The organism is Devosia enhydra (assembly GCF_900119845.1).
Lineage (GTDB): Bacteria > Pseudomonadota > Alphaproteobacteria > Rhizobiales > Devosiaceae > FPKU01.
Genome location: NZ_FPKU01000002.1, coordinates 465,847 through 491,219, shown reverse-complemented (window position 1 = coordinate 491,219; position 25,373 = coordinate 465,847). Strand labels below are relative to the sequence as shown.

The window sequence follows — 25,373 nt, the reverse complement described above, 5'->3', positions numbered from 1 at the left end:
GAAAGACGCGATGATCGATCCGAAAAGCGATGTGCTCGTCATTGTCGACATGCAGCATGATTTCCTGCCCCGCGGTGCGCTGGCGGTGGCCGATGGCGATGCCATCATTCCCGGCATCAGGGCGCTGGCCGAGCGCTTCGATCATCTGGTGCTGACGCAGGATTGGCATCCGCCAGGCCATCTCTCCTTTGCCTCGAGCCATGCGGGGCGGGCGGCGTTTTCGGTGATCGACCTCGATTATGGCCCGCAGGTGCTCTGGCCCGACCATTGCGTCCAGGGCACGCAGGGGGCCGAGATCCATCCGGCGATGCGCCTCGATGCAGCCGAGCTCATCATCCGCAAGGGCTATCGGGTCGGCATCGATTCCTATTCGGCCTTTCTCGAGGCCGATCGCAGGACGCCGACCGGGCTTGCCGGCTATCTGCGCGAACGGGGGCTCTCGCGGGTCTATCTCTGCGGGCTGGCGCTCGATTTCTGCGTCGGCTGGTCGGCACTCGACGCGCGGGCGTTCGGGTTCGATGCGATCGTGGTCGAGGATCTCTCGCGCGCCATCGATGCGGATGGCTCGCTGCAAAAGGCGCTCGCCGACATGGATAGGGCCGGCGTCACGCGAGTGACGAGCGGCGCGATTAGCTGAACCGGACGCCAGCTAGGCCGTTTCAGGTTTGGGCTGATGCGCGGCGCTGCAGTCGTCACCCTCCCCCTTTGCGGGGAGGGATCAAGGGTGGGTGGGCGGAGAGCCACCAGACACACCGTTGATTCACTGGCTCCCGTCACCCCTCCCCGGCCCTCCCCGTCCAAGGGGAGGGAGGCCGACTGAGAGCTCAGTGCGTCCTGAGAGGGATCCAGCCTTAAGGTGAAGCGCGCTAGAGCTTGGGCCCGTCGACGATGCGGGCGCTGGCAATGGCGATTTCCTTCATCACCAGCGCATATTCGCTGCGCCCATCGGGCAGGAAGCGGAAGACGCCGTCGCGGCCGTTGAAGCCTCCGGCGATGGTCAGCGCCGCCCGGTCATATTTGGGCGTCGACTGGGAGAGGGCCGAGGCGTTGGCGAGGATGACGGCGGTATAGGAGATGGTGGCGAGCGGGTGCGGTTCGCCCCCGAACAGGGCGCGGTATTCGCCGGCCAGCGCCTGGTAGCCGGTTTCATCGACGGCCGGATAGAGCGCGCCCGACAGGAAGGGCGTGTTCATGATGGCCTGGTCGCCGTTCCAGTCGGCCGAACCCACGATCTGCACCGTGCCCATGGGCACGCCGGCCTCCTCGAGCATCACGGCAAAGCTGGGCGCGGTCGAACGATCGGGCAGGAACAGCGTGTCGATCTGGCGCGATTGCAGCAGGGGGGCCACCTGCTGGACCAAGGCGCGGGCTTCGGCCTCGTTGGAAAAGGAATAGACCGCCCGGGCGTTGAGCCCGAGATCGGCTGCCGCCTGGCGGAAGGCGCCCTCATGGATGCGGCCGAAATCGGTGGCCGGGAAAATGCCGGCAAAGGCGCGCTTGCCCTTGCCATGCACGAAGCTCAAGGCGCGCTTGGCCTCGACCTCGGGGAGGACGTTGAGGAGATAGACCCCTGGAGCGGCGGCGCCCGAATTGTTGGAAAAGCCGATGACCGGGATGCCGGCGGTGCGCGCCACCCCGCCCACCGCCGTCACCTGATCGGCGCGCAGCGGCCCGAGGATGAGGCTCGCGCCCTCGGCCACCGCCTGGCTCGCCGCCTGCGCCGCGCCGCCCGCCGTATCCCCGCTGTCCTTGAGGACGAGGGTGATGTTCTCGGTGAGGTTGGGGCTGTCGGCGATGAACTTCATGCCCAGCTGGGCGGCGTTGGAGAGCGAGCTGCCCACCGAAACCAGCGCCGGATCGCCCGAAAGCGGCAAAAGCAGCGCCACGCGGGTGGGCCCGGTGCCGAAGGTGCGGCCCTGCACGGCCGGAAGGGCGGACGCGTCGGCGGTGGTGCCGCCCTCGCTCATCATCGGGCCGAAGCCGACCGAGGCGCAGGCGGCCAGGAGGCCGGCAAGCGCGATGCCGGTGGCGATCCGTGCGATGCGTCCCAATCGGCCGATGCTGTCCACTCTGCCCCCCGCGTCGAGAAAATCCTTGCGCACCAAGCTTTCCGGCAATCATGCCCGGAACAAGGCAGGCCGCCCCGGCCCCGGCTCGTCTATACAGGAGCAGGCCTCGCGCTTAAAGACTAAGGCGAATGGGCGCGCCAGAAGGCACAGCGCCTTCGAGCCGCAGGGAGGGCGCGTGACCGAGGGAACGCCAGAGCCAAGCTATCACGTCGCCGGCCAGAAGCTCGCCGCGACGCGCCCGCAGCAGGGGCTGTATGTGGTGGCGACCCCGATTGGAAACCTTGCGGACATCACCATCCGCGCGCTCGGTGTGCTGGCCGGTGCCGATCTCGTGCTCTGCGAGGATACGCGGCATTCCGCCACGCTGCTCGACCATTACGGCATCCGCACGCCGCGCCGGGCGCTGCACGAGCACAACGAGCATGCGCGCATCGGCGAGGTGATCGACCGGCTGGGGCAGGGGGCGGCGATCGCGCTGATTTCCGATGCCGGGACGCCGCTGCTCTCCGATCCCGGCTTTCCGCTGGTGCGCGCGGTGCGCGAGGCGGGGCTGCCGGTCTTTGCCGTGCCGGGCGCCTCGGCGCTGCTCTCGGCGCTGTCTGTGGCGGGGCTGCCCACCGATGCCTTCGGCTTTTTCGGCTTTCTGCCGGCCCGGCAGGCGGCCCGCCGCAAGGCGCTGGCGCAGGAGGCCGAGCGGCGCGACACGCTGGTCTATTACGAATCGCCGCGACGGCTGGCCGAGACCCTGGCCGACATGGCCGAAAGCTTCGGGGCCGATCGCGAGGCGGCGGTGGCGCTGGAATTGACCAAGCGCTTCGAACGGGTGGAGCGGGGCACGCTGGCCGATCTCGCCGCGCGCTTCGCCGAAGGCGAAACCAGGGGCGAGGCCGTGGTGCTGGTGGCCGGCGCGCCCGAGCGCGTGGTGGCTGAAGCTGACTGGCAGGAGGCCCTTGCCGAGGCGCTGGAGGCCCAGAGCGTGCGCGACGCCGTGGATGCCGTTGCGGCCCGTTTCGGGCTTAAGCGCAAGGAGGTGTATGATGCCGCGCTCGCCCTCCGCGAACAAAAGCCCTGATCGCGCCCGCGCCGAACGGCAGGGCCGCCGTGCCGAAACCCTCGCGGCGCTGTGGTTCAATTGCCGATTCTATCGGGTTATCGCAAAGCGCTACAAGACGCCGGTGGGGGAGATCGACCTCATCGTGCGGCGCGGGCGATCGATCGTCTTCGTCGAGGTCAAGACGCGCGGCAGCGCGGCGGGCGAGGCCAATGCGCTGGCTTCGGTCAACCGGCAGCGGCTGGTGCGGGCGGCCGAGTATTTCCGGGCCCGCAATCCGCGTCTCGCCGATCACCCGATGCGGTTCGACGTGTTTTTCCTTGCACCCGGCACATGGCCGCGCCATGTCAGGAATGCCTTTTCCGCCACCGGTTTCTAGATCCTCCGAGAGCTTGCCATGCCGCTTCGCATCGCCGTGCAGATGGACCCCATCGCCTCGATCAACCCCAGGGGGGATTCGACCTTCGCGCTGATGCTCGAGGCGCAGGCGCGCGGGCACGAGATCGCCTATTACACCCCCGACACGCTGGCGCTGCGCGACAATAAGGTCAGCGCCAATCTCGCCCCGATCACGGTGACCGACGCCGAAAAGGGCCAGCATTTCACCCTTGGTGAGTTCGCCCGCGCCGACCTTTCGGGCTTCGACGTGGTGCTGATGCGCCAGGACCCGCCCTTCGACATGAACTACACCACCCTCACCTATTTCCTCGAGCGGCTGGAGCCGAAGGTGCTGGTGGTCAACCCGGCGGCGGCGGTGCGCAACAGCCCCGAAAAGATCCTCGTCACCGAATTTCCCGAACTGATGCCGCCCACTCTCGTGACGCGCGATCGCGGCATGATCCACGCCTTCCGCAAGGAGCATGGCAACATCATCGTCAAGCCGCTCTATGGCAATGGCGGGGCCGGGGTGTTCTTCATCCAGGAAGGCGACCACAACCTCAATTCGCTGATCGAACTGTTCGAACAGGCCTTTCCCGAGCCCTTCATGGTGCAGAAATACCTGCCCGACGTGCGCAAGGGCGACAAGCGCATCATCCTCGTGGATGGCGAGGCGGTGGCCGGGCTCAATCGCATCCCCGCCGAAGGCGAGGCGCGCTCCAACATGCATGTCGGCGGGCGACCCGAACTGTCTGAGCTGACCGCCAAGGAGCGCGAGATCTGCGCCGCCATCGGCCCGCGGCTCAAGGCACTCGGAATGATCTTCGTGGGCATCGACGTGATCGGTGGGTACCTCACCGAGATCAACGTCACCTCGCCCACCGGCATCCGCGAGATCAAGCGCTTCGGCGGCCCCGACATCGCCGCTCTGATCTGGGACGCGATCGAGACGCGCCGGGCGGCGGTTTAGCCGCGTGTCCGATCCGGACAAGGCCCAGCAGATCCTGGCCGTTGCCTATGACGCAACGGCCAACGCCGCCTATATCCGCCTGTCGCCAGGCCCGGTGGTCGAGAGCCAGGAGGCCTCGCCGGGGGTCGTGTTCGACTACGATGCGCGGGGCCATATCGTGGGCATCGAGGTGCTCGATGCCCGGATGCGCCTGTCGCCGGGCCTTCTCGATGACGCGATCAGCCCCCGCTCTTGAAGGGCGCTGCCTGCAATAATCCCCCAGATCAGGGCGTGAAGCGCAGGCCGAGGAGGACGTTGCTGGTGGGCGAGGAGACGTCGTCGCCATCGACATCGACATAGCCGAAGCTGTTCTGGAACTTGTATTCGGCGTAGAGCGCCACCTGATCGGTGAGCTGGGCGCGCACGCCCGCGCCGAGCTGGTAGCCCGGGCCCGTGCCGCTCCAGGTCTCGCCCACCGAATCCTCGAAGGTGATGTTGAGAAGGCCCGCGCCGGCGAGACCGTAAACGGCGAAGGTGTCGTTGAGGGCGACGGTGTATTCGAGGTTGGCCATGAGGCTCAGCGTCCTCAGATAGTCCTCGAGATAATCGTATTCTGCCGAGGTCCACATCAGGTCGAGCTCGGCGGAAAGGCCGGGAACCGGTGTGCCCACGCCCACCGATGCGCCCACCACCGGGCCGGCCAGCATGTCGTATTCCTCGTGATAATCATAATAGCTGGAGAGGCCGGCCAGGCGCGCTCCGCCATAGATCTCGGCATAAAATCCGGACCAGTCGCTGGCGAGCGCCTAGCCCGGAGCGATGAGTGCAAGCAGGGCCACGGCAATCGAACGCATCGAGATATCCCCCAAGGATGTGGAGTGGACTGTGCGCGGCTTCGCAAAGCCTTTCAATATCGCGCCTGGAGGCGCGAGAGGGCGCTCAATGCACACTTGCCGCCTTGATGCGCAAAAGCCACACTGGGCGGGGCAGGGCCGGGAGCGATGACGGCCGGGAGGGTGTCATGAACAGTTTCCTCGTTGCGCTTGCGACCTTTTTTGCGACCGTCGGGGTGGCCGATATCGCCTTCATCTTTGCGGCGCTGACCAAGGATGTATCGCATGGCCGGCGCTTCGCCTTTGCCACGCGCGGGGCGCTGGTGGCGGGTGGCATCCTGCTTGTCTTTGGGGTGATCGGGGACGGGATCCTCAAGGTCTTCGGCATCACCCTGCCGGCGCTGCGCACGGCGGGCGGGGTGCTGCTGCTGCTGATTGCCATCGACATGGTGTTCGCACGGCATTCCGGCGCCACGGGCACCACCGATGACGAGGAGGCCGAATCGCGCCAGCGCGACGATCTCTCGATCTTTCCGCTCGCCATGCCGCTTCTGGCCGGGCCCGGCGCGATCAGCGCGGTGATCCTTCTGACCACGGGAGCTGAGAGCGATCTCGATCGCTGGCTGGTGCTGCTGGCGCTGGTGCTGATCATGGTGCTGGCCTGGATCACCATGCTGCTCGCCATTCCCATCCAGCGGCTTTTAGGCCTCACTGGGCTTGCGGTGGTGTCGCGCATCGTGGGGATATTGCTGGCGGCGCTGGCGGTGCAATTCCTCTTCGATGGCATTGCGGCGAGCGGACTTCTCGGCGCGCCGCCGGGCTGACGGCGGGGCGAAAAAGCAGGGGCCGCAGCCTTGCGGCCACGGCCCATGAAGCCTCCGATACGGTCGGCCTGCCCGGGGGCAGGCCTATTTCTTCTTGCCCGACGTCGCGGCGGTCACCGCTGTCCCCGATGCGGGGGCGGTAGCCGTCTTGATCTTGTCCTTTTTGGGCTTCTTGGCTTCCTTGTTGGAACGCAGCTGACCTTTGGCCATGGGCTACACCTGTCGCGTGCCGGACCGGGCACCTGCCCGATCACTGGAGCCCACTAGAGCTAGGCCCGCGCTGCCAAGGCCGCAATAGGCAAGGGCTGCGGCCCGGCGATTATTTCGCCGAGCGGCACCGGCCGCTGGGCCCCAGCGCCGCCACCGCGCGCGGATCGCAGCCGGTGAGGAGGAACACTGTCCAGTCGTCGCGGCTGCCATAGAAGGCGTTGCGATCCACCATCGGCTTGATGCCCGCGACATGGCCCGTCTGGGTCCACTGCCAGAAGGTCCAGGCGCGGTTGCGATAGCGCTCATGCGGTTCGGCGGCGGTGGAGCGCAGCCAGAAGGCGTTGGGGAAATACTGGCCCTCGAGCACGTCGCGGTGGAAATTGATGTCGGTATAGATGATCGGCAGCTTGCCGGTGTGGCGCTCCATGGCGTCGAGCATCAGCTGGATCTTCTCGAGCGCATCGGCCCGGCTCGGCTTGGTCTTGCAGCTCGAATGATTGTTCCATTCGAGGTCGAGAACCGGGGGCAGCGCATCGGGATCGGCCGGGACCATCTGTTCGAACCAGCGCGCCTGCTCGCTCGCCAGCGAGCACCACGTCATGAAGTGATAGGCCCCGCGCGGGACCCCGGCTTCGCGCGCGCCGCGCCAGTTCGCGTAGAAATTGGGATCGATGTAATCCTTGCCCTCGGTGCCCTTCATGAAGACGAAATGCATGCCGTCGCGACGCACCTGGTTCCAGTCGATCGCGCCCTGGTAGCGGGCGACGTCGATGCCCTGGATCGGCAGGCCGCGGGCGCGTGCCACGCCCTCATGAGGCCGGCTGTCGCCGGGGATCGGGGCGCCGATGCCGCCCGGCGAGCGGGCACAGGCGGCAACGAGCGCAACGACGGCCAGGGCCAGAAGCGTTCTGGCCAACACGGAGCAAAGGGTGCGCGCAAGGCTGGGCATGGGCGAGTTCAAACCGGAAAAAGACGAGACTTTGTCGGTACTTGAATCAACATGGGCAGCTTAACGAAACCTTGCGCTAACCCTCACACCAGCGAGCGTGGTTAACCGCCACAGCGTTGCCGCGATGCGTTCGCCAAACGTTCTTGTTTGCACGCTTTTGCGATGCTAGGGTTTGTGCGTATCGGGGGCGGCGGGATGGTGACGCGGGTCAGGACGGTGGCGTTCCGGGGCATCGAGGCGGTGCCCGTGGACGTGCAGGTGCAGATTGCCCCCGGCGCGCTGCCGAGCTTTGTCATCGTCGGGCTGCCCGACAAGGCGGTCAAGGAATCGGGGGAGCGGGTGCGGGCGGCCCTGCACGCCTCGGGCCTGTCGCTGCCGCCCAAGCGCATCACCATCAACCTGGCGCCCGCCGACCTGCCCAAGGAGGGCAGCCATTACGACCTGCCCATCGCGCTCGGGCTTATGGCGGGGATCGGGGCCGTGCCCGGCGATGCCTTTGCCGGCTATCTGGTGATCGGGGAGCTTGGGCTCGACGGCCGGCTCGCCCCGGTCAACGGCACGCTGCCGGCGGCAATCGCGGCAGGTGCGGAGGGGCTGGGCATCATCTGTCCCGAGCCCTGCGGGCCCGAAGCGGCCTGGGCCGGCGAGGAGATCGATATCGTCGCGCCCGAGACGCTTCTGGCGCTGGTCAACCACATGGCCGGCCACCAGCTCTGCGCCCGGCCGCTGCCGCGCCGCCAGCCGCCGCGCGAAGGGCTGCCCGACCTTGCCGACATTCGCGGGCAGGAGGTGGCGCGCCGCGCCCTCGAAGTGGCGGCCGCCGGGGGACACAACCTTTTGATGATCGGGCCGCCGGGCGCCGGCAAGTCGATGCTGGCGACGCGGCTGCCCTCGATCCTGCCGGCGCTCGATCCGCGCGAGCTGCTCGATGTCTCGATGATCCAGTCGATCGCGGGCGAACTCGATGGCGGGGCGCTGTCGGATCGGCGGCCGTTCCGCGCGCCGCATCATTCGGCCTCGATGGCGGCGCTTGTCGGCGGCGGGCTGAAGGTTCGGCCGGGCGAAGTCAGCCTTGCCCATAATGGCGTGCTGTTTCTCGATGAATTGCCGGAATTCCCGCCTTCCGTTCTCGACAGCCTGCGCCAGCCGATGGAGGCGGGCGAGACGGTGATCGCGCGGGCCAATGCGCGGGTGACGTTTCCTGCGCGCTTCCAGCTCGTGGCGGCGATGAACCCGTGCAAATGCGGGCTGGCCGGCACGCCGGGCCATACCTGCCGGCGCGGCGATGCCTGCGCCGCCGATTATCAGGGCCGCGTCTCGGGCCCGTTTCTCGACCGCATCGATTTGCGCATCGACGTGCCGGCGGTGGGCGCCGCCGAGATGATCGGGCCGGCAACGGGGGAAAGTTCGGCAAGGGTCGCCACCCGCGTGGCGGCGGCTCGTCGCATCCAGCGCATGCGCTATGAACGGCTCGGCGCCATGGGCGTCGCCACCAATGCGGCGGCCCCGGCGCGGCTGATCGATGAGGTCGCCGCCCCCGACAAGGAGAGCCAGGCGCTGCTGCTGCAGGCGGCCGAACGCTTCAAGCTCTCGGCCCGCGCCTATCACCGGGTGCTCAAGGTCGCGCGCACGCTGGCCGATCTGTCTGGCGTGGAGAGGGTGGGGCGTCCCCATGTCGCCGAGGCGCTGAGCTACCGCCTGGGCTTTGGCGGCGGCTGAGGGCCGTCGGAGCGATTTTCCCTCCGCGCTCGAGCGCTCTATTCGCCGTAGCGCTCAGCCGCGCCTTTGCCGGGGACCGGGGTGAGCGGCGTCGGTGCCATCGGCGGCGGCAGGGGGCCGGCGCCGAGGCTGGCCTCGAGCCGGCGCATCAGCGCCATGCGCTCGGCGTCGGTTGCGGCCGATTGCAGCGACTGGCTGAGCGAAATGACGAAATGGGCATAGGCGTTGTGCCAGTCATAGCCGAGCTGGGCCGGATCGATGCGCGGCTGCGCCGCCCGCTCCACCCCGGCAACGCCCATGGCGCGCAGCTCGAAGGCATCGTCGAGCATGGGCAGCACCACCTGGTCGCCCGCGAGCGACCCGGTGGAGACCAGCGCCTCGCGCAGCGCGCGCCGCTCCTCATCCTCGCCATGGGTGAGAAAGAGGGCGCCATGGGCGGGCAGGCGCGCCGCCACCCAGGCCATGAGCTCGGTGTGGTCGGCATGGGCCGAATAGCTGTCCATCGAGCGGATGCGGGCCCGGACGGGAATTTCGGTGCCGTGGATGCGCACCACCTTGGCGCCCGACAGGATGATCTGGCCGAGCGTGCCGGGCGCCTGGTAGCCGACGAACAGCACGGTGGCATTGCCGCGCGGCAGATTGTTGCGCAGGTGATGCTTGATGCGTCCCGCATCGGCCATGCCCGAGGCCGAAAGGATGATGGCGCCGCCCCGGATGGAATTGATCGCCTTGGAGGCCTCGACCGCCTCGACGATGCGGAAGCGCGGATCGCTGAACAGCTGGTCGGCCGAGAGCGCGCTGTCCTCGAACATCGCCGCATGCTGGCGGTAGACCCCGGTGACCCGGCTGGCCAGCGGCGAATCGAGAAACACCAGCTGCGGATTGATCTCGCCGTCGCGGATCAGCACCCCGATGTCGTGCAAGAGTTCCTGGCTGCGCTCGACGGCGAAGGCGGGGATGATGAGATTGCCGCCGCGCCCCAGCGCCGCGTTGATCTCCTCGCGCAGTATCGCCCGGCGTTCGGGCAGGGTGCGATCGGCGCGCTCGCGCCCGCCATAGGTGGCCTCGCACAGGATGTAGTCGAAATCGGCCGGAGCGTCGGGCTCGGCATAAAAGATCTTCTCGTCCGGGCCGATATCGCCCGAAAACAGCAGGCGCACGGGCTTGCCGGCGCCGTCTGCCACTTCCACCTCGATGGATGCCGAGCCCAGGATGTGGCCGGCATTCCAGTACCGCGCGCGCACGCCGGGCCCCGGCTCGATCCAGCTGCCATAGGGCACGATGACCCGGTGGCGCAGCGCCTCGGCGGCATCTTCCATGGTGTAGAGCGGCGCGGCGGCGGGCTCGCCCTTGCGGCCGCGCTTCTTGGTTTCGGCCTCGGCCTCGCTCTCCTGGATGCCGGCGCTGTCGGGCAGGAGATATTCGAGCAGCCCGGCCGTCGGCTCGGTCATGTGCATGGGGCCGCGCCAGCCCATGCGGTAAAGCCGCGGCAGCAGCCCGGCATGGTCGATATGGGCGTGGGTAAGGAGGAGGAAGTCGATATCGCCGGGTGAAAACGGCAGCGGCTTGTGATTGAGGTCGCGGACCGACTTGTTGCCCTGGAACAGCCCGCAATCGACGAGGAACTGCCCGCCCGGATGACGGACCCGATAGCACGATCCGGTAACGGTGCCGGCGGCCCCGTGAAAGCTCAAGGTGACGCTCATGGGACCTCCCGGCAGGGATTTGAGATCAGGGACCGCTCAGCGCGGGGCGCGTTTGGCGAGGATGCGCTGCAGGGTGCGCCGATGCATGTTGAGCCGACGCGCCGTCTCCGAGACGTTGCGTTCGCAGAGTTCGTAGACGCGCTGGATATGCTCCCACCGCACCCGATCGGCCGACATCGGATTGTCGGGCGGGGCAGGGGGTGCCTCGCCGGTGGCGAGGAGGGCGTTGATGACGTCGTCGGCATCGGCGGGCTTGGAGAGGTAATCGACCGCGCCGAGCTTCACCGCGGTGACCGCGGTGGCGATGTTGCCATAGCCGGTGAGCACGACGGCGCGGGCATCGGGACGCCGCGAGTGGAGGGCCGAGACGATGTCGAGCCCGTTGCCGTCCTCGAGCCTGAGATCGACCACCGCATAGGCCGGCGGATCGGCCTCGACGGCGGCGAGGCCATCGGCGACGGTATCGGCGCTGCGGACGGAAAAGCCACGCTTCTGCATGGCGCGTTCGAGGCGCGTGAGGAAGGCCTTGTCGTCATCGACGAGAAGCAGGCTCTGGTCGCCTGGCGGCAGCTCGATCTCTGTGCTCATGGTGCCTCTCAGATAGTATCGCGGCGTGGAAAGGTCAAAGGCTGCCTGCGGAAATAGCCGCTGCGCCTCAGGATTCTGGGCTGCCCGTGTCTTCTACGGCGCCACGGGGCCAGGTGATCACGACGCGCGCATGGCCCTCGGCGCCGGCATTGGAAAAGCCGAGCCGCGCTCCGGAGCGCTCGAGCAACGTGCGCGCGATAAAGATGCCGAGCCCCAGCCCGCCGCCCGTGCCCTGCGCGCCGTCGCCGCCGCGCGTGGTGAGATAGGGTTCGCCGAGGCGCGCCAGCAGTTCGGGCGGATAGCCCGGACCATCGTCGGTGATAGAGACCGAAAGACTCTGGGCGTCCCACATCGCCACCACCTCGACGCCCGAGCGGGCGAAATCGGTGGCGTTCTCGATGAGGTTGCCCAGCCCGTAGAGAAGGCCGACGCTGCGCTGCACGACCGGTTCGGGACCCTGCCCCTGGGCGATGATGGCCACCTGCTTGTCGCGCTGCTGGTGCGGACGCGCCACTTCGGCGAGGAGGGCAGGCAGGGTGGCGCTCTGGAACGGATCGCCGCCATCGGCACCCAGATTGCGCAATTTGGCGAGGATGGCGCGGCAGCGCGCCGCCTGCGAGATGATGAGCTCGACATCCTCGCGCAAAGGGCCCTCGGGCACTTCGTCGCGCATTTCGCGGGCGGCGAGCGCGATGGTGGAGAGCGGGGTGCCCAGCTCATGGGCGGCGGCGGCGGCAAGCCCGTCGAGCGCCGAAAGCTGTTCGCGCCGCGACAGGGCGAGCTCGGTGGCGGCCAGGGCATCGGCGAGCTGGCGGGCTTCGTGGGCGACGCGGTTGGTGTAGGCGGCGATGAACACCACCCCGCAGAGGATCGAGACCCAGATGCCGATGACATAGACCCGGTCAAAGACGATCTGCTGCCCCGGCGCCCAGGGCAGGGGCAGGTGCACGATGGCGAGCAGCGAGGCGAGCATCACCACGAGGCCTGCCAGCAGTAGCGTCACCCGCTGGGGCAGGGTGGTGGCCGAAACCGAGACCGGGGCGAGGAGGAGGAGCGAAAACGGGTTCTGCAGCCCGCCCGTCAGCGCGAGCAGGCCGGCCAGCTGCAGGCAGTCATAGGCGAGCAGCAGCGTTGCGACCCTCACCGGCAGCCGCAGCGGACCGGGGGGATTGACCGTCAGCGCGCCATTGAGCGCCACCGAAAGCCCGATCAGCGCAAGACAGGGCACGAGCGGAACGTCGTAGCCGAGCCCGAAGGCGACGAACAGCACGCTCGCCGCCTGCCCGGCGATGGCGAGCCAGCGCAGCCACACCAGTGTGGCCAGCCGCAGCGGTCGCCAGGCACCCGGCAATCCGCTTGCTTCAACAGCCTGTGCGCTCATTTTTTGTCCTCCAGCGCCCGCATAGTAAGTGCGAACCCTGAATCAAGATTTCTTCCGGCGCCAAAAAATGCGCCCCGGCCGTTGATCCTTACGTGAAAGGGGCCACATCGGACGCATTCGTGACCGGGAGACAAGAACAGATGTCCACTGCAATCATCAAGCCTCAATGGTCGCCGCTCACCATCGCCCTCATGGTGATCGGCTTCATCGTCTGGTGGCCGGCCGGCCTTGCCGTGCTGAGCTATATCCTGTGGGGTGAATATATGGGCGGGTCGGCCGAAAAGGCTCAGCGCTTCGTCGACAAGCAGAAGGCGTTCTTTGGCAAGCATGCCAATCGTGCCGGCAGCGCCACGACCAGCCATGGCGCCTGGACCGGGTCGCACAGCGGCAATGCCGCCTTCGATGAATATCGCGCCGAGCAGCTGCGCAAGCTCGAGGAAGAGCGCCGTCGCCTCGACGAGGAGATCGCCGCCTTCCACGAATACAATGCCAGCCTCAACAAGCAGAAGGAGCGCGAGGAGTTCGAGCGCTTCATGGCCGAGCGTCGTGGCAGCCGGCAGGGCTTTGATGCCAAGCCCGAGGATCGGCGCTACTGAGCGCGACGAGCTGCGCACTCACCCGCGCAGTCAAAGGATGGCGCCCCGGAAGGGCGCCATTTTTGTGCGCGCCGCCCCGGCGAATCGCGGCAATGATCGGGACATGATCTTTTCGAAAAAGCGACCCCAGCGCTGGCCCGAGACCGCCTCGCTCGAGATCGGCGGCCGCCCGGTCGCCGTCTCGGTGCGGGTCTCGAGCCGGGCCCGCTCCTACCGGTTGAGCCTGCCCCATGTGGGCCCGCCGGTGCTGACCGTGCCCGCCACCGGCCGCTGGCCCGACGCCGAGGGTTTTCTCATCCGCCAGACCGGATGGCTGGCCCTGCGCATGGGACGTCGGGCCGAGCCGGTGGGCTTTGCCGATGGCGCGGTGATCCCGCTGCGCGGGGTGCCGCATCGGATTGTCGCTACCGGAAAGCTGCGCGGCGTCGTGACCCCGAACGATGCCGAAGGCGAGCGGCAGCTGCTGGTGCCGGGCGCCCCCGAGCACATGGCGCGCCGGCTCTGCGACTGGCTCAAGGTCCAGGCGGCCCAGGATCTCGAAGCCCGGTGCGCCGTGCATGCGGCAACATTGGGGGTGACCGTCAAGGCCATTGCCATGCGCTCGCAGGCGACCCGCTGGGGCTCGTGCTCATCGACCGGACGGCTCAATTTCAACTGGCGGCTGGTGATGGCGCCGCCCGATGTGCTCGATTACGTCGCCGCCCATGAGGTGGCCCATCTGGTCGAGATGAACCATTCGCCGGCCTTCTGGCGGGCCTGCAAGCGGGCCATGCCGGGAATGGACGAGGGCCGGACGTGGCTCAAGGCCAATGGCACCGTGCTGATGGGCTACGGCGCCGAAGGCTGATCCTCGACCCTTACTGGCGTCCGCCGAAGATCTCGCCCAGGAGATCGACGATGGTGCGGGTCGTGCGCTGCGGCGGCGCCTGCTCCATCGGCTGCAGATCGGGCTGGGCATACTGGGTCTGGGCGCCATACATGCCGGGCAGTTCGGCCACGGCATAGCCCTCATGGGCCTTGCTCATGAACTGGCTCCAGATCTCGACCGGCACGCTGCCGCCGGCAAGCTTGGTGGCCGTGTCATCGTCATTGCCGAGCCAGACCCCGGTGACCATGCGCGCGGTATAGCCCACGAACACCGCATCGCGCGCCTTCTGGCTCGTGCCCGTCTTGCCGGCCATCGGCCAGCCATCGAGCTGGGCCCGCTTGCCGGTGCCGATCTCGACGGCGGTGTGCAGCATGTCGTTCATTTCGGCGACGACGACGGGCGACACCACCTCGCCGGGCCCGGCGGGAATGCTCTCGTAGAGCACCTGTCCATCGACGGTTTCGATGCGGGTGATGACATTGGCGATGACGCCCTGCCCGCCATTGGCGAAGGGGGCGTAGGCGGCGGTGAGTTCGAGCAGCGACACCTCGGCGGTGCCCAGCGCGATCGAGGGCACCGCCGGCAGGTTGGCGGAAATGCCCATGCGCATGGCCGCTTCGACCACGGCCTGCGGGGTGACGTCGATGGCGAGTTTGGCGGCGATGGTGTTGAGCGAATAGGCCAGCGCATCGCGCAGCGTCACCTGGCCGCGATATTGCCCGCCGGCATTTTCCGGCGCCCAGCCCTCATAGTTGAAGGGCGCGTCCTCGGCGACGGTATCGGGCGTATAGCCCTTTTCCATCGCAGCCATCCAGACGAAGGGCTTGAAGGCCGAGCCGGGCTGGCGGCGCGAGGTGACGGCGCGGTTGAATTGGCTCTGCCCGTAATCGGTGCCCCCGACGATGGCGCGCACGGTGCCGTCGGTTTCCATCGCCACGAGCGCGCCCTGCGAGAAGCCGAGCTCGCTGCCCTTGGCGGTCACCATCTCCTTGACGACGAATTCGGCGTGCTTTTGCAGGTCCCAGTCGATGGTGGTGGAGACGATCACGTCCTGCTTCACCTCGCCCAGATAGGCGGTCATCAGGCTTTCGACCCAGTCTGCGACGTAATATTCGGCGCCGGCCACCCGGGTGCGGATGCGCTTGTTGGGATCGATGGCGGCGGCATCGGCTTCGGCCTGCGAGATATAGCCTTCCTCGGCCATGGCGCCGAGCACGAGGCGGGCGCGGGTGGCCGAAGCCTCGGGATTGGTGCGCGGGTTGAGGCGGCTGGGCGCCTGCAGCGAGCCGGCGAGGATGGCCGCTTCGCCCAGCGACAGATTGCGCGCCGACTTGCCGAAATAGGTCTGCGAGGCCGCCTCGATGCCGTAGGAATTGTGCCCGAAGAACACCCGGTTGAGATAGAGCTCGAGGATGTCTTCCTTGGTGTAGTTGCGCTCGAGCCAGAGCGAGAGCAGCGCTTCCTGGATCTTGCGGCCGTAATTCTGGTCGGGCGTCAGGAAGAGGTTCTTGGCCAGCTGCTGGGTGATGGTCGAGCCGCCGCCGGTGATCCGGCCTTCGGTGGTGTTGTTGATGAAGGCGCGCAGGATGCCGATCGGATCGACGCCGAAATGCTCGTAAAAGCGCCGGTCCTCGATGGCGAGCACGGCGGCCGGAACGTAATGGGGCAATTCGCGCAGGGCCACGGCCTCGCCGCCCATCTGGCCGCGATTGGAGATCAGCTGGCCATTGGCGGCAACGATGCGGATATTGGCGGGACGCTCGGGCACGGCCCAGCTGTCGGCGGCCGGAAGCTGCACGGCGTAATAGGCGACGACGCCGGCGATGGCGATGCCGCCCCAGACCGCCAGCACGAAACCCCAGTAAAAGAGCTTGCCGACGAACCAGCCGAAGGTGAGGGGGCGCTTTTCGCGACGGCCCTTGCGCGCCTTGGCCGGCTTGGCCTTGCCGCGCCGCTCCGGGGCGATGGGCTCGCCGGCATCGAGCGCGAAGGCCGCGTCGCTGCCGCCCAGTTGCGGCTCGACGCGTTCTGCCCTGGCCGAGCCCTTGCGGGCGGGACGCGGCTTGCTTGCCGGCTTGCCCGGTGCTGCCCCGACTCGGTCTTCGGGCGACAGGTGCAGGTCCATATAGGGGGCTCCGGCAGATTTCTTGCGCATCGGCCCTCCGGCTGCCGCTCATCCAGGCAAAGGACGACGGCCCCCGGCCGGGGCACTGGCTGGCGCGCCCCGGCTCGAAGCCCTGGGCGACGCATCGCGTTCCTTGCCGTATCGAAGCTAAATGTGGCCGGTTTATGTGGTCTTAAGCGGCGCGCATCGCCCTGTGGCAGCGAAGGGACACTCCCTGCCGCTGAAGCCATGCTCCGAGGTCATCAAAACCGAAAAGCACCACACGCTTTCGAGGCGCTGCGCGCCCCGATCCGGCCAGTCTTCGCTAGACGTCGAGATTGGCCACCGACAAGGCGTTGTCGTTGATGAAGTCGCGGCGCGGCTCGACGAGGTCGCCCATCAGCTGGGTGAAGAGCAGGTCGGCATCGGTGCCTTCCTTGACCTGCACCTGCAACAGGGTGCGGGCATTGGGGTCGAGGGTGGTTTCCCACAGCTGCTCGGGGTTCATCTCGCCCAGCCCTTTGTAGCGCTGGAGCGAAATGCCCTTGCGGCCCAAGGCCATGACATTGGCCAGAAGCGTGGCCGGCCCGAAGATCTCGTGGGTCTGGTCCTTGCGCTCGAGCTTCGCGACCCCGCCATAGAGGTCGCCGAGCTTTTCCACCAGCTGGCGGATCTTGCGGGCATCGGCGCTCTGGAGCAGCTGGGAATCGATGGCATGGGTCTCGGTGACCCCGCGCAGGGTGCGGGTGAGCACGAGTCCGCCCTGGCCATCCGACCGGCCCTCCCAGCCGCGTTCGAGCTCATCGGAAACCCGATCGAGCCGCTGGGCGACACGGGTCGCGACCTCGGCGGCGGTGGCAGGATCGGCCAGCGCGTCGGTATCGAGCCCGCCCACGATGGCGGCCTGCTCGATCAGCTGGCGGTTGTAGCGGGTGTTGAGGTTCTCGATGGCCTTGACGATGTCGCGCGCCTGCCGGACCGTGGCGAGAAGATCGGCGCCAGCCAGCCGGTCGCCGTCGCGGGTGGCGAGGACAGCGTCGTCGCTGCCGGCATCGATGAGGTAATCCTCGAGGCTGCGCTCGTCTTTCAGATACTGTTCGGAGGAGCCGCGCTTGATCTTATAGAGCGGCGGCTGGGCTATGTAGATGTGGCCCCGGTCGAGCAGCTCGCGCATCTGGCGGTAAAAGAAGGTCAGCAGCAGAGTGCGGATATGGGCGCCGTCGACATCGGCGTCCGTCATGATGATGATCTTGTGGTAGCGCAGCTTCTCGATGTTGAAGTCTTCGCGCCCGATGCCGGTGCCCAGCGCCATGATCAGCGTGCCGACCTGGTCAGAGGCCAGCATGCGGTCAAAACGCGCGCGCTCGACATTGAGGATCTTGCCGCGCAGCGGCAGAACCGCCTGGGTGGCGCGATCGCGACCCTGCTTGGCCGAGCCACCGGCCGAATCGCCCTCGACGATGAAGATCTCGGACTTGGCCGGGTCCTTCTCCTGGCAGTCGGCGAGCTTGCCGGGCAGCGAGGAGATTTCGAGCGCGCCCTTGCGCCGGGTGAGCTCACGCGCCTTGCGGGCTGCCTCGCGGGCGGCGGCCGCCTCGGCCACCTTGGCGACGAGGATGCGCGCTTCGGCCGGATGCTCCTCGAGCCACTGGCTGAGCTTGTCGTTGACGACGTTCTCGACCACCGGGCGAACCTCGGAGGAAACGAGCTTGTCCTTGGTCTGGCTAGAGAATTTGGGATCCGGCACCTTGACCGAAAGCACGCAGGTCAGCCCCTCGCGAATATCGTCGCCGGTGAGCTGGACCTTCTCCTTTTTCAGCACCCCGCTCTGCTCGGCATAGGTCGTGACCTGCCGCGTGAGCGCCCCGCGCAGGCCGGCCAGATGCGTGCCGCCATCGCGCTGGGGGATGTTGTTGGTGAAGCACAGCACGTTCTCGTGATAGCTGTCGTTCCACCACATGGCGACCTCGACGCTGATCCCGTCCTTCTCGGCCGAAAGCGAGATGGGCGCCGAAATCAGCGGGGTCTTGGCCTTGTCGAGATAGCGCACGAAGGCCTCGAGCCCGCCTTCGTAATAGAGATCGACCTCCACCGGCTCGGGGTGGCGCAGATCCTTGAGCAGGATGTGGACGCCCGAGTTGAGGAAGGCCAGCTCGCGCAGGCGATGCTCGAGCGTCTTGAAATCGAACTCCACCATGGTGAAGGTCAAGGGCGAGGGCAGGAATGTGACCTCCGAGCCCGAGCGCCCCTCATAGGTGCCGGGCAGGAGAGCGGCGTCATAGCTGCCGGTCTGCTTCAGCGGGGCATCGGCGACCCCGTGGGTGAAGCTCATCTCGTGGATTTCGCCATCGCGGCGGATGCGCAGCTTCAGCCACACCGAAAGCGCGTTGACCACCGAGACGCCCACGCCATGGAGGCCGCCGGATACCTTGTAGGAATTCTGGTCGAACTTCCCCCCGGCATGGAGCTGGGTCATGATGACCTCGGCCGCCGAGACGCCTTCGGATTTGTGGATGCCGGTGGGAATGCCGCGGCCATTGTCGATGACCGTGCAGGACCCGTCGGCATTGAGGATCACCGAGACCAGGTCGGCATGGCCGGCCAGCGCCTCGTCGATGGCGTTGTCGACCACCTCATAGACCATGTGGTGCAGGCCCGAACCGTCATCGGTATCGCCGATATACATGCCGGGCCGCTTGCGGACCGCGTCGAGCCCCTTCAGCACCTTGATGGAATCGGCGCCGTATTCGGCGGGTTCTGGCCTCGTGTCGTCGCTCATTGGTCCCCGAATCAGGGTCTATTGCCGTTCGATTGTTCCTAGCGGATCACACCAATATCCCCAAGCCGAATGGCCCGAAACGGGCCGATTTCCGTGGGTTTGGCGGGGTTTTGCACCCTTTCGGGCCTGGGCGGCCCCGCGATGCTCGCTATCAATGTCCATATGGGGTGAAGGGGCGGGCAATGAAAGAGCCCATGGGGCCTCAGCGCCTCAGGCGCCCGCCCTCGACATGCACATGCTCGGCCCGCTCGCCCAGTGCCTCAAAGAGAATGGCGTCCGTGCCCGTCATGAAGCACTGGCTGCCCAGGGCGTCGATGGCAAGAAAGAGCTGGGCGCGCCGGCCCGGATCGAGATGGGCCGCCACCTCGTCGAGCAGCAGGAGCGGTGCAAGACCGCTCATCGAGCGCACCAGCCGGGCCTGCGCCAAAACGAGCCCGATCAGCATGGCCTTCTGCTCGCCGGTGGAGCCCAGCGCTGCGGGCATGGATTTTTGCGCATGCACCACTTCCAGATCGATGCGATGCGGGCCCACGAGGGTGCGCCCGGCGGCACGGTCACGGTCGCGGTCGGAACGCCAGAGGCTGCGCAGCACGGTCTCGAGCGCGCTCGATTGCTCGGGCGCACTCTCGGGCAGCAGCGGGGTCAGGGCGAGATGGGCCGAGGGAAAGGCATCGTCGGGCAGCGAGCGATCGAGCAGATCCTGGAGGTGCCCCACCGCATCGGTACGGGCGAAATGCAGCGCGGCGGCCGCCTCGGCCATCTGCGCCTCGATGGCATCGAGCCAGAGTGGGTCGGCCGGTTCCGAGAGCAGCCGGTTGCGCTGGCGCATCGCCGTATCGAAGGCCGAGACGGTGGCGGTGTGGCCCGGCACGAGCGTGGTCACGAGCGTATCGAGAAAGCGCCGCCGATCGCCCGCAGGCCCGGTGAAGAGCCCGTCCATCGCCGGGGTCAGCCAGATGACGCGCAGATAGGCGCTCATCTCTTCGATGGTGCGGGCATTGGCGCCATTGATCCGCACCCGCCGGCTGCTGTCGCCCGGGCTCATGCCGGTGCCGATATCGACCGGGCCTTCCGGCCCTTCTACGGTCGTGGCCACCGCCCAGCCGCTGTCGCCGGCCTGGTTGGCGAGCGTCTCGAAGGGCGCGCGCCTCAGGCCCCGGCCGGGCGCCAGCAGCGAGATGGCTTCGAGCAGATTGGTCTTGCCCGCCCCGTTGGGGCCGGTCAGCACCACATGCCGCCCGTCGAGATCGAGGGCGGCGTGGGCGTAGTTGCGGAACTGGCTGAGGCGCAGGCGCGAAAGATGCGGATAACCCATGATCTGCCGGGGCGGCTGGCTCACCGGCAAGCCGGGGCGCGCGCCCTCACACCCGCATCGGCATCAGGACATAGAGCGCGCTGGCCTCGCCCTCTTCCTTGACGAGGGTGGGGGAGCCCGCATCGTTGAAGAGGAAGACCACATTGTCCGAGCGGATCTGGCCGACGATGTCGAGCAGGTAGCGGGCGTTGAAGCCGATCTCGAAGCGATCCTGCTCGAAGGCGACGGCCAGTTCCTCATTGGCGGTGCCATGGTCGGGATTGGTGACCGACAGCTCGAGCTGTCCATCCGAGAGCGAGAGTTTCACCGCCTTGCCGCCGCGATCGGATGCGATGGTGGAGACGCGGTCGACGGCGGTGGCGAAGGTCGCGCGATCGACCTGCATCTCCTTGTCGTTGTTCTTGGGCGTCACCCGCTCGTAATCGGGGAAGGTGCCTTCGATCAGCTTGGAGAGGAGGACGACCGGCCCGAGGGTGAAGCGGATCTTGGTGTCGGACACCTCGACGGCGATATCGCCTTCGGCGCCATCGAGCAGCTTCTGCACTTCGCCGACCGTCTTTTTGGGTACGATGATGCCGGGCATGCCGGCGATGCCTTCGGGGGCAGGAGCTTCGGCGCGGGCGAGGCGGTGCCCGTCGGTTGCAACCGCGCGCAGCCGCGCTTCCCCGCCGACATCGAGGGCATGCATGTAGATGCCGTTGAGATAATAGCGCGTCTCCTCGTTGGAGATCGCGAACTGGGTGCGCTCGATGAGCTCGCGCAGCGTGGTGGCCGGAATGGAAAAGCTGTGGCTGAAGCTGCCCGACTTGAGATCGGGGAAGCTGTCGGGCGAGAGGCAGGCGAGGTGGAAGCGCGAGCGCCCCGAGGTCAGCAGCACCTGATCGGCGCCATCGGTCTCGAGCCGCACTTCGGCGCCATCGGCGAGCTTGCGGGTAATCTCGTAGAGCGTATGGGCGGGCACGGTGGTGGTGCCGGCGCCCGAAACCATGGCGGGCACGCTTTCGGTGACCTCTATGTCGAGATCGGTGGCGCGCAATTCCAGCGCCCCGTCGGCAGCGCGCAGCAGCACATTGGCGAGGATCGGATACGTGTTGCGCCGTTCCACCACGCGATGCACATGCCCCAGCGACTTGAGCAGGTGGTTGCGCTCGAGAGTGACTTTCATGATGGCCGGCCCTATTCGACGAAACAGCCCCCGGATCGGGGGCTGCGACATTTGCAATTTAAGCCGGCAAAGGCAAGGCCGGGCGCGATATGCCGCGGCCCGGCCTTGCACTGGCTCTGGTGATGTGGACTATTCCTCGAGCATGCGCTTGAGGAGTTCGATCTCCTGGGCGAGATCGCCATCATCCTTGATCATCTGCTCCACCTTGCGCACCGAATGCAGCACCGTGGTGTGATCCCTGCCACCGAAGCGGCGGCCGATCTCGGGCAGCGAGCGGCTGGTCAGGGCCTTGGCCAGATACATGGCGATCTGGCGCGGCCGCACCACGTCGCGCGAGCGGCGCGAGGACAAGAGGTCGTTGCGCGGCACCTTGTAGTGGCGCGAGACGATGCGCAGGATATCCTCGATGCGCACGCGGCGGATTTCGCGGGCCCGCACCAGGTCGGCCAGCGTGCGCTCGGCCAGCGGCACGGTGATCGGCTCGCGCGTCAGCTGGTTGGCGGCGACGAGCCGGTTGACGGCCCCGTCGAGGTCGCGGCCATGGCTCACCACCACCTGGGCGATATAATCGATGACGGCGGGCGGAAAATGCAGCCCGGCAAAGCGGCCCATGGCCTGCTCGCAACGGCGGGTGACGATGTCGCGGCGCAGCTCGACGTCAAAGGGCGCGATCGGCACGACGAGCCCGCCCGAAAGCCGCGAGCGCACGCGCTCGTCAAGCATTTCGAGATCGCGCGGCGGGGCGTCACCAGCCACCACCACCTGCTTGGCCCCGGTCAGGAGCGTGCCCAGCGTATGGCCGAACTCGGTGGCCGACTTGCCCTGCAGGAACTGCATGTCGTCGATCAGCAGCAGGTCGACACGCCGCAGCCATTCCTTGAAGGCGAGGGCCGACTGGCGCTGCACCGCGGTGATGAAATGGTACATGAAGTGGTCGGCGGTGAGATAGACGATGTGCCGCTTCTCGTCGGCGGCGCCGGCCGCCCAGGCGATGGCGTTGAGCAGGTGCGATTTGCCCAGCCCGACGGTGGAATGGATATAGACCGGGTTGAAGCTCACCGTGTTGTTGGCGGCGGCATGGGCGATCTGCTTGGCCACGCCGAGCGCCATCTCGTTGGGCGCCCCGGTCACGAAGGTCTCGAAGGTCATCTTGGGGTCGAGCGCGCTGCCCGAAAGCGCATCCCCGCGCGGGGCGGCGGGAATGGCGAGGCTCGCCCCGTCGATCACCGGGCGCGGCTGGGGCGGGGGCGCCGCCGGTTCGGCTGCGGGCTCGGCGGGCGGCTGCAGCCTGGGGCGCGCCTGCCCGTTGACCCGCACGGTGAAATGCAGGCGCTCGACCGCATCGGTTTCGGCCTGGAAGCAAGAGAGGATCTTTTCGGCGTAGTTGGACTGGATCCACGAGCAGAGGAAGCGCGTGGGCACCGAAAGATGGGCCAGCCCGTCCACCATCTCCTCGAGTTCGAGCCGCACGAACCAGGAATTGAACACATCCTCGCCGACGGCCGCACGCAGCCGCGCCCGCACGCGGGCAAACAGGTCGCGCCCGCTCACCGTGTCCTGCGTCCCGCTGTTGCGTCCGACATCGTCGAAAAGCTGATCATTGCCGCTGCCTCTTGAAGAACCGATTTCGGCGGCAACACTGCCGCTTTCGGAACCTGCGCCCCGCATCATTGTCTCTCGCCTTGTCATCCCGCGCTGCCGGACCCAGAGGGTACGGCTCGCGGATCTTGTCATCGCCGCCATCGCTGACGGCGTCGCCCTTTTCCGGGCGCGTGGTTGTGCTGCCGGTCCTGCCCCGCAACATGGCAGAACCGTCTCGTGGTCGCAGTCTCCTGCGGCCGCTCCGACCGATCCTTTCACTGATGCCACTGCCAGAACGGCGTGGCGCTGAATTAGTTTCCGGGCAACTCCAAGTCTAGGTGTCCAGCTCTGTCGATGGTACGCAAAAACAAGACAACACTACCCGTTCCCCGGCAGCGATGAATACATCGCGGCCCGGAATCCGTACTTTGGATGTTACACTGTTGCTGCCGAGGCCGGGTGCCTGAGGCGTCTTTCCCGTGACAGCCAGGGCATTCTAACAGGCGCCCTTGGCCAATCAACCATCGAATCCGCGATTCAGGGGGTTGACAGAAAAGACTCGGGTCAAGGGAAAAATCCCGGTTCCCCCACTCTTCCCCAAGGCTTGCCCACAAGCTTTTGTGAGTCATTGGAGAATCGGCTCCGGGCCCGCTATCGCCCCCGCGGGCAAGGCTTGCTGGCGTGCAAAAAAATCCGCGCGATCGCCGCCAAAGACGCGGCCACGGCCAGCGACCTTCTGCCGCAAGTGCTTGAATTCATGTCCGTTTCAATGCCGGCCGCGGGTCGGTGACAGAACTGTCACAAAGCTGCCACACCAGCTGTGAAACCGGTTGCCGCACTCTGGGGGGTGCACGCGGCGCCGGTGCTGCGGGCAACAAAAAAGGCTCCCCGAGGGGAGCCTTGTCCGTCTCAGGTCCACAAGGGACCCGGAGGCTTCGCGATCAGGCCTGGAGGGCCTTGATGCGGTGGTTGAGGCGGCTGACCTTGCGGGCCGCGAGATTGGCGTGGACGATGCCCTTCTGGGCGGCGCGCACGATCTCGGGCTGGGCGGCGCGGAGCGCCTCGGCAGCGGCGTCGTGGTTGCCGCCGGCGATCGCCTCTTCAACCTTGCGGATGAAATTGCGCATGCGCGACCGGCGCGACTTGTTCACCGCCGTACGGGCAGCGATCTTGCGGGTGGCCTTCTTGGCCGAGGGTGTATTGGCCATGGGATCCTCTTGGGCCTCTTGTCCGCACGCGCCGCATGATCCGGCGCCGCAACGGGCATGACAAATGAATAGGGCGGCAAACCGGCCGCCAAGTCGGGGGTTCTATAGGGTGAAGGCGGGGCCCAGTCAACAGCAATGTGACCGCGCCCGAGCCCTAGCCCTGGCGGCCGCGCTTCTGGCAGACGGGGCAGAAGAAGCTCGAGCGCCCCGATTGCACGATGCGCGCGATGGTGCCGGTGCAGCCGGGGGTGGGGCAGGGCTCGCCCTCGCGACCATAGACCTTGAAGCTGTGCTGGAAATAGCCCAGCTCGCCATCGGCGGCGCGAAAGTCGCGCAGGGTCGAGCCGCCCGCGGCAATCGCCTCGCGCAGCACCGCGGGCACCGCCTCGGCCAGCCTTTCGAGCGCGGCCGTGGGCCCGCCGGCCTTGGTGACGAGCGCCCCGACCGGCGTTTCGGGATGGATATGGGCCCGATGCAGCGCCTCCACCACATAGATATTGCCCAGCCCCGCCACCACGCGCTGGTCGAGAAGCCCGGCCTTGACCGGCGCCTTGCGGCCGGCAAAGCGCTGCGCCAGCATGGGGGCCGAAAAGCCGTTGCCCAGGGGCTCGGGGCCCAGATCGCTGAGCCAGGGGCTTTTGTCGGCATCCTCGGCCAGGTCGATAAACCCGAAGCGGCGCGGATCGGCATAGAGCAGCGTCAGGGCGCCGAGCCTGGGGTGGTCGAGCCCCCATTCCATGTGATCGTGCTTGCCGGTGGCATCGCCCGGCCGGTAGCGGCTGGGCTCGGCGAGGGCGGGGCCTTGGCTGTCCGCCGCAAGGAAACGGTAGCTGCCCGTCATCCCCAGATGCGAGATGATGGTGGGGCCGGCCTCGAGCCCGATCAGCAGGAATTTCGCCCGCCGCCCGACGGTGAGGATGCGCTTGCCGGAGATCGCCTCGGCAAATCCGGGCGGAAAGGGAAAGCGCAGGTCGGCGCGGTTGAGGCCGACACGCATGATGCGCGCGCCTTCGAGAAACGGCGCCAGACCGCGCCTCACGGTTTCGACTTCGGGCAGTTCAGGCATTGCAAACCCTTCGGGCGGTCCATGGGGTCGCAGC

The 25,373-nt window shown here is 67.3% G+C and carries 22 protein-coding genes and 1 pseudogene; 9 read left to right on the top strand and 14 right to left on the bottom strand.

What is annotated here, in order from left to right; all coding sequences use genetic code 11:
* The first annotated feature begins 10 nt into the window (after positions 1-10).
* On the top strand, positions 11-637 hold the full coding sequence (pncA, locus tag BT183_RS11460) for a bifunctional nicotinamidase/pyrazinamidase (RefSeq protein WP_072342959.1): 627 nt from the start codon (positions 11-13) through the stop codon (positions 635-637).
* Between the two features lie 229 nt (positions 638-866).
* Here the strand turns inward: pncA and BT183_RS11455 are convergent, their stop codons facing one another.
* The gene (locus tag BT183_RS11455) at positions 867-2,069 is read right to left on the bottom strand and encodes a penicillin-binding protein activator (protein WP_143145771.1); all 1,203 of its coding nucleotides are present in this window, start codon (positions 2,067-2,069) and stop codon (positions 867-869) included.
* Between the two features lie 175 nt (positions 2,070-2,244).
* Between BT183_RS11455 and rsmI the strand changes: the two genes are divergently transcribed.
* From rsmI to BT183_RS11435, 4 genes are read left to right on the top strand one after another with little or no spacing between them, the layout of a single operon-like run.
* The gene (gene rsmI, locus BT183_RS11450; protein ID WP_072342951.1) at positions 2,245-3,141 is read left to right on the top strand and encodes a 16S rRNA (cytidine(1402)-2'-O)-methyltransferase; all 897 of its coding nucleotides are present in this window, start codon (positions 2,245-2,247) and stop codon (positions 3,139-3,141) included.
* Positions 3,107-3,499, top strand: coding sequence for a YraN family protein (locus BT183_RS11445; RefSeq protein ID WP_072344656.1), 393 nt, complete (start codon positions 3,107-3,109; stop codon positions 3,497-3,499). Before rsmI ends, BT183_RS11445 begins: the two co-directional genes overlap by 35 nt.
* A gap of 18 nt (positions 3,500-3,517) precedes the next feature.
* The gene (gshB, locus tag BT183_RS11440; RefSeq protein ID WP_072342948.1) at positions 3,518-4,468 is read left to right on the top strand and encodes a glutathione synthase; all 951 of its coding nucleotides are present in this window, start codon (positions 3,518-3,520) and stop codon (positions 4,466-4,468) included.
* A 4-nt stretch (positions 4,469-4,472) separates the two neighbouring features.
* Positions 4,473-4,703: a DUF2283 domain-containing protein gene (locus tag BT183_RS11435; protein WP_244545318.1), complete on the top strand. Its 231-nt coding sequence runs from the start codon at positions 4,473-4,475 to the stop codon at positions 4,701-4,703.
* A gap of 28 nt (positions 4,704-4,731) precedes the next feature.
* On the opposite strand, the pseudogene BT183_RS11430 reads toward BT183_RS11435, so the two are convergent.
* Positions 4,732-5,235 (bottom strand): annotated as a pseudogene (locus tag BT183_RS11430) (outer membrane protein); the annotation flags it as partial.
* Between the two features lie 233 nt (positions 5,236-5,468).
* Between BT183_RS11430 and BT183_RS11425 the strand changes: the two are divergent.
* Complete coding sequence (locus BT183_RS11425) at positions 5,469-6,104, top strand: MarC family protein (RefSeq protein WP_244545317.1); 636 nt, start codon at positions 5,469-5,471, stop codon at positions 6,102-6,104.
* 84 nt (positions 6,105-6,188) lie between these two features.
* Here BT183_RS11425 and BT183_RS21170 read toward each other — a convergent pair whose 3' ends face one another.
* Both BT183_RS21170 and BT183_RS11420 read right to left on the bottom strand, forming a co-directional pair.
* On the bottom strand, positions 6,189-6,314 hold the full coding sequence (locus BT183_RS21170) for a hypothetical protein (RefSeq protein ID WP_280173930.1): 126 nt from the start codon (positions 6,312-6,314) through the stop codon (positions 6,189-6,191).
* 109 nt (positions 6,315-6,423) lie between these two features.
* A complete protein-coding gene (locus BT183_RS11420) occupies positions 6,424-7,263 on the bottom strand; it encodes a glycoside hydrolase family 25 protein (RefSeq protein WP_072342939.1) in 840 nt (279 codons plus the stop codon).
* A 195-nt stretch (positions 7,264-7,458) separates the two neighbouring features.
* On the opposite strand from BT183_RS11420, the gene BT183_RS11415 reads away from it, so the two are divergent.
* On the top strand, positions 7,459-8,982 hold the full coding sequence (locus BT183_RS11415) for a YifB family Mg chelatase-like AAA ATPase (RefSeq protein WP_072342936.1): 1,524 nt from the start codon (positions 7,459-7,461) through the stop codon (positions 8,980-8,982).
* Between the two features lie 38 nt (positions 8,983-9,020).
* Here the strand turns inward: BT183_RS11415 and BT183_RS11410 are convergent, their stop codons facing one another.
* The 3 genes from BT183_RS11410 to BT183_RS11400 form a co-directional block, all read right to left on the bottom strand.
* Entirely contained in the window at positions 9,021-10,688 is a 1,668-nt protein-coding gene (locus BT183_RS11410; protein WP_072342933.1) for an MBL fold metallo-hydrolase RNA specificity domain-containing protein, read from the bottom strand.
* A 36-nt stretch (positions 10,689-10,724) separates the two neighbouring features.
* A complete protein-coding gene (locus tag BT183_RS11405) occupies positions 10,725-11,276 on the bottom strand; it encodes an ActR/PrrA/RegA family redox response regulator transcription factor (RefSeq protein WP_072342931.1) in 552 nt (183 codons plus the stop codon).
* Positions 11,277-11,343: 67 nt separating this feature from the next.
* Positions 11,344-12,657: an ActS/PrrB/RegB family redox-sensitive histidine kinase gene (locus BT183_RS11400; RefSeq protein ID WP_072342928.1), complete on the bottom strand. Its 1,314-nt coding sequence runs from the start codon at positions 12,655-12,657 to the stop codon at positions 11,344-11,346.
* A gap of 140 nt (positions 12,658-12,797) precedes the next feature.
* Here BT183_RS11400 and BT183_RS11395 point away from each other — a divergent pair, with 140 nt between their 5' ends.
* Both BT183_RS11395 and BT183_RS11390 read left to right on the top strand, forming a co-directional pair.
* On the top strand, positions 12,798-13,253 hold the full coding sequence (locus tag BT183_RS11395) for a DUF2852 domain-containing protein (protein ID WP_072342925.1): 456 nt from the start codon (positions 12,798-12,800) through the stop codon (positions 13,251-13,253).
* A gap of 103 nt (positions 13,254-13,356) precedes the next feature.
* Positions 13,357-14,100 (top strand): M48 family metallopeptidase, encoded by a 744-nt coding sequence (locus BT183_RS11390; protein WP_072344650.1) that lies wholly within the window; start codon positions 13,357-13,359, stop codon positions 14,098-14,100.
* A gap of 10 nt (positions 14,101-14,110) precedes the next feature.
* Here BT183_RS11390 and BT183_RS11385 read toward each other — a convergent pair whose 3' ends face one another.
* The 7 genes from BT183_RS11385 to mutM all read right to left on the bottom strand — a co-directional run bounded on the left by BT183_RS11385 (position 14,111) and on the right by mutM (position 25,339).
* Complete coding sequence (locus BT183_RS11385; RefSeq protein ID WP_072342922.1) at positions 14,111-16,276, bottom strand: transglycosylase domain-containing protein; 2,166 nt, start codon at positions 16,274-16,276, stop codon at positions 14,111-14,113.
* 274 nt (positions 16,277-16,550) lie between these two features.
* Complete coding sequence (gyrB, locus tag BT183_RS11380) at positions 16,551-19,004, bottom strand: DNA topoisomerase (ATP-hydrolyzing) subunit B (protein WP_072342919.1); 2,454 nt, start codon at positions 19,002-19,004, stop codon at positions 16,551-16,553.
* A gap of 202 nt (positions 19,005-19,206) precedes the next feature.
* A complete protein-coding gene (gene recF / locus BT183_RS11375; protein WP_244545315.1) occupies positions 19,207-20,343 on the bottom strand; it encodes a DNA replication/repair protein RecF in 1,137 nt (378 codons plus the stop codon).
* Positions 20,344-20,365: 22 nt separating this feature from the next.
* Entirely contained in the window at positions 20,366-21,484 is a 1,119-nt protein-coding gene (dnaN, locus tag BT183_RS11370; protein WP_072342916.1) for a DNA polymerase III subunit beta, read from the bottom strand.
* 129 nt (positions 21,485-21,613) lie between these two features.
* Complete coding sequence (gene dnaA / locus BT183_RS11365; protein WP_244545314.1) at positions 21,614-23,155, bottom strand: chromosomal replication initiator protein DnaA; 1,542 nt, start codon at positions 23,153-23,155, stop codon at positions 21,614-21,616.
* A gap of 851 nt (positions 23,156-24,006) precedes the next feature.
* Positions 24,007-24,273: a 30S ribosomal protein S20 gene (gene rpsT / locus BT183_RS11360; RefSeq protein ID WP_072342913.1), complete on the bottom strand. Its 267-nt coding sequence runs from the start codon at positions 24,271-24,273 to the stop codon at positions 24,007-24,009.
* Positions 24,274-24,427: 154 nt separating this feature from the next.
* Positions 24,428-25,339: a bifunctional DNA-formamidopyrimidine glycosylase/DNA-(apurinic or apyrimidinic site) lyase gene (gene mutM / locus BT183_RS11355; protein WP_072342911.1), complete on the bottom strand. Its 912-nt coding sequence runs from the start codon at positions 25,337-25,339 to the stop codon at positions 24,428-24,430.
* Positions 25,340-25,373 lie beyond the last annotated feature (34 nt).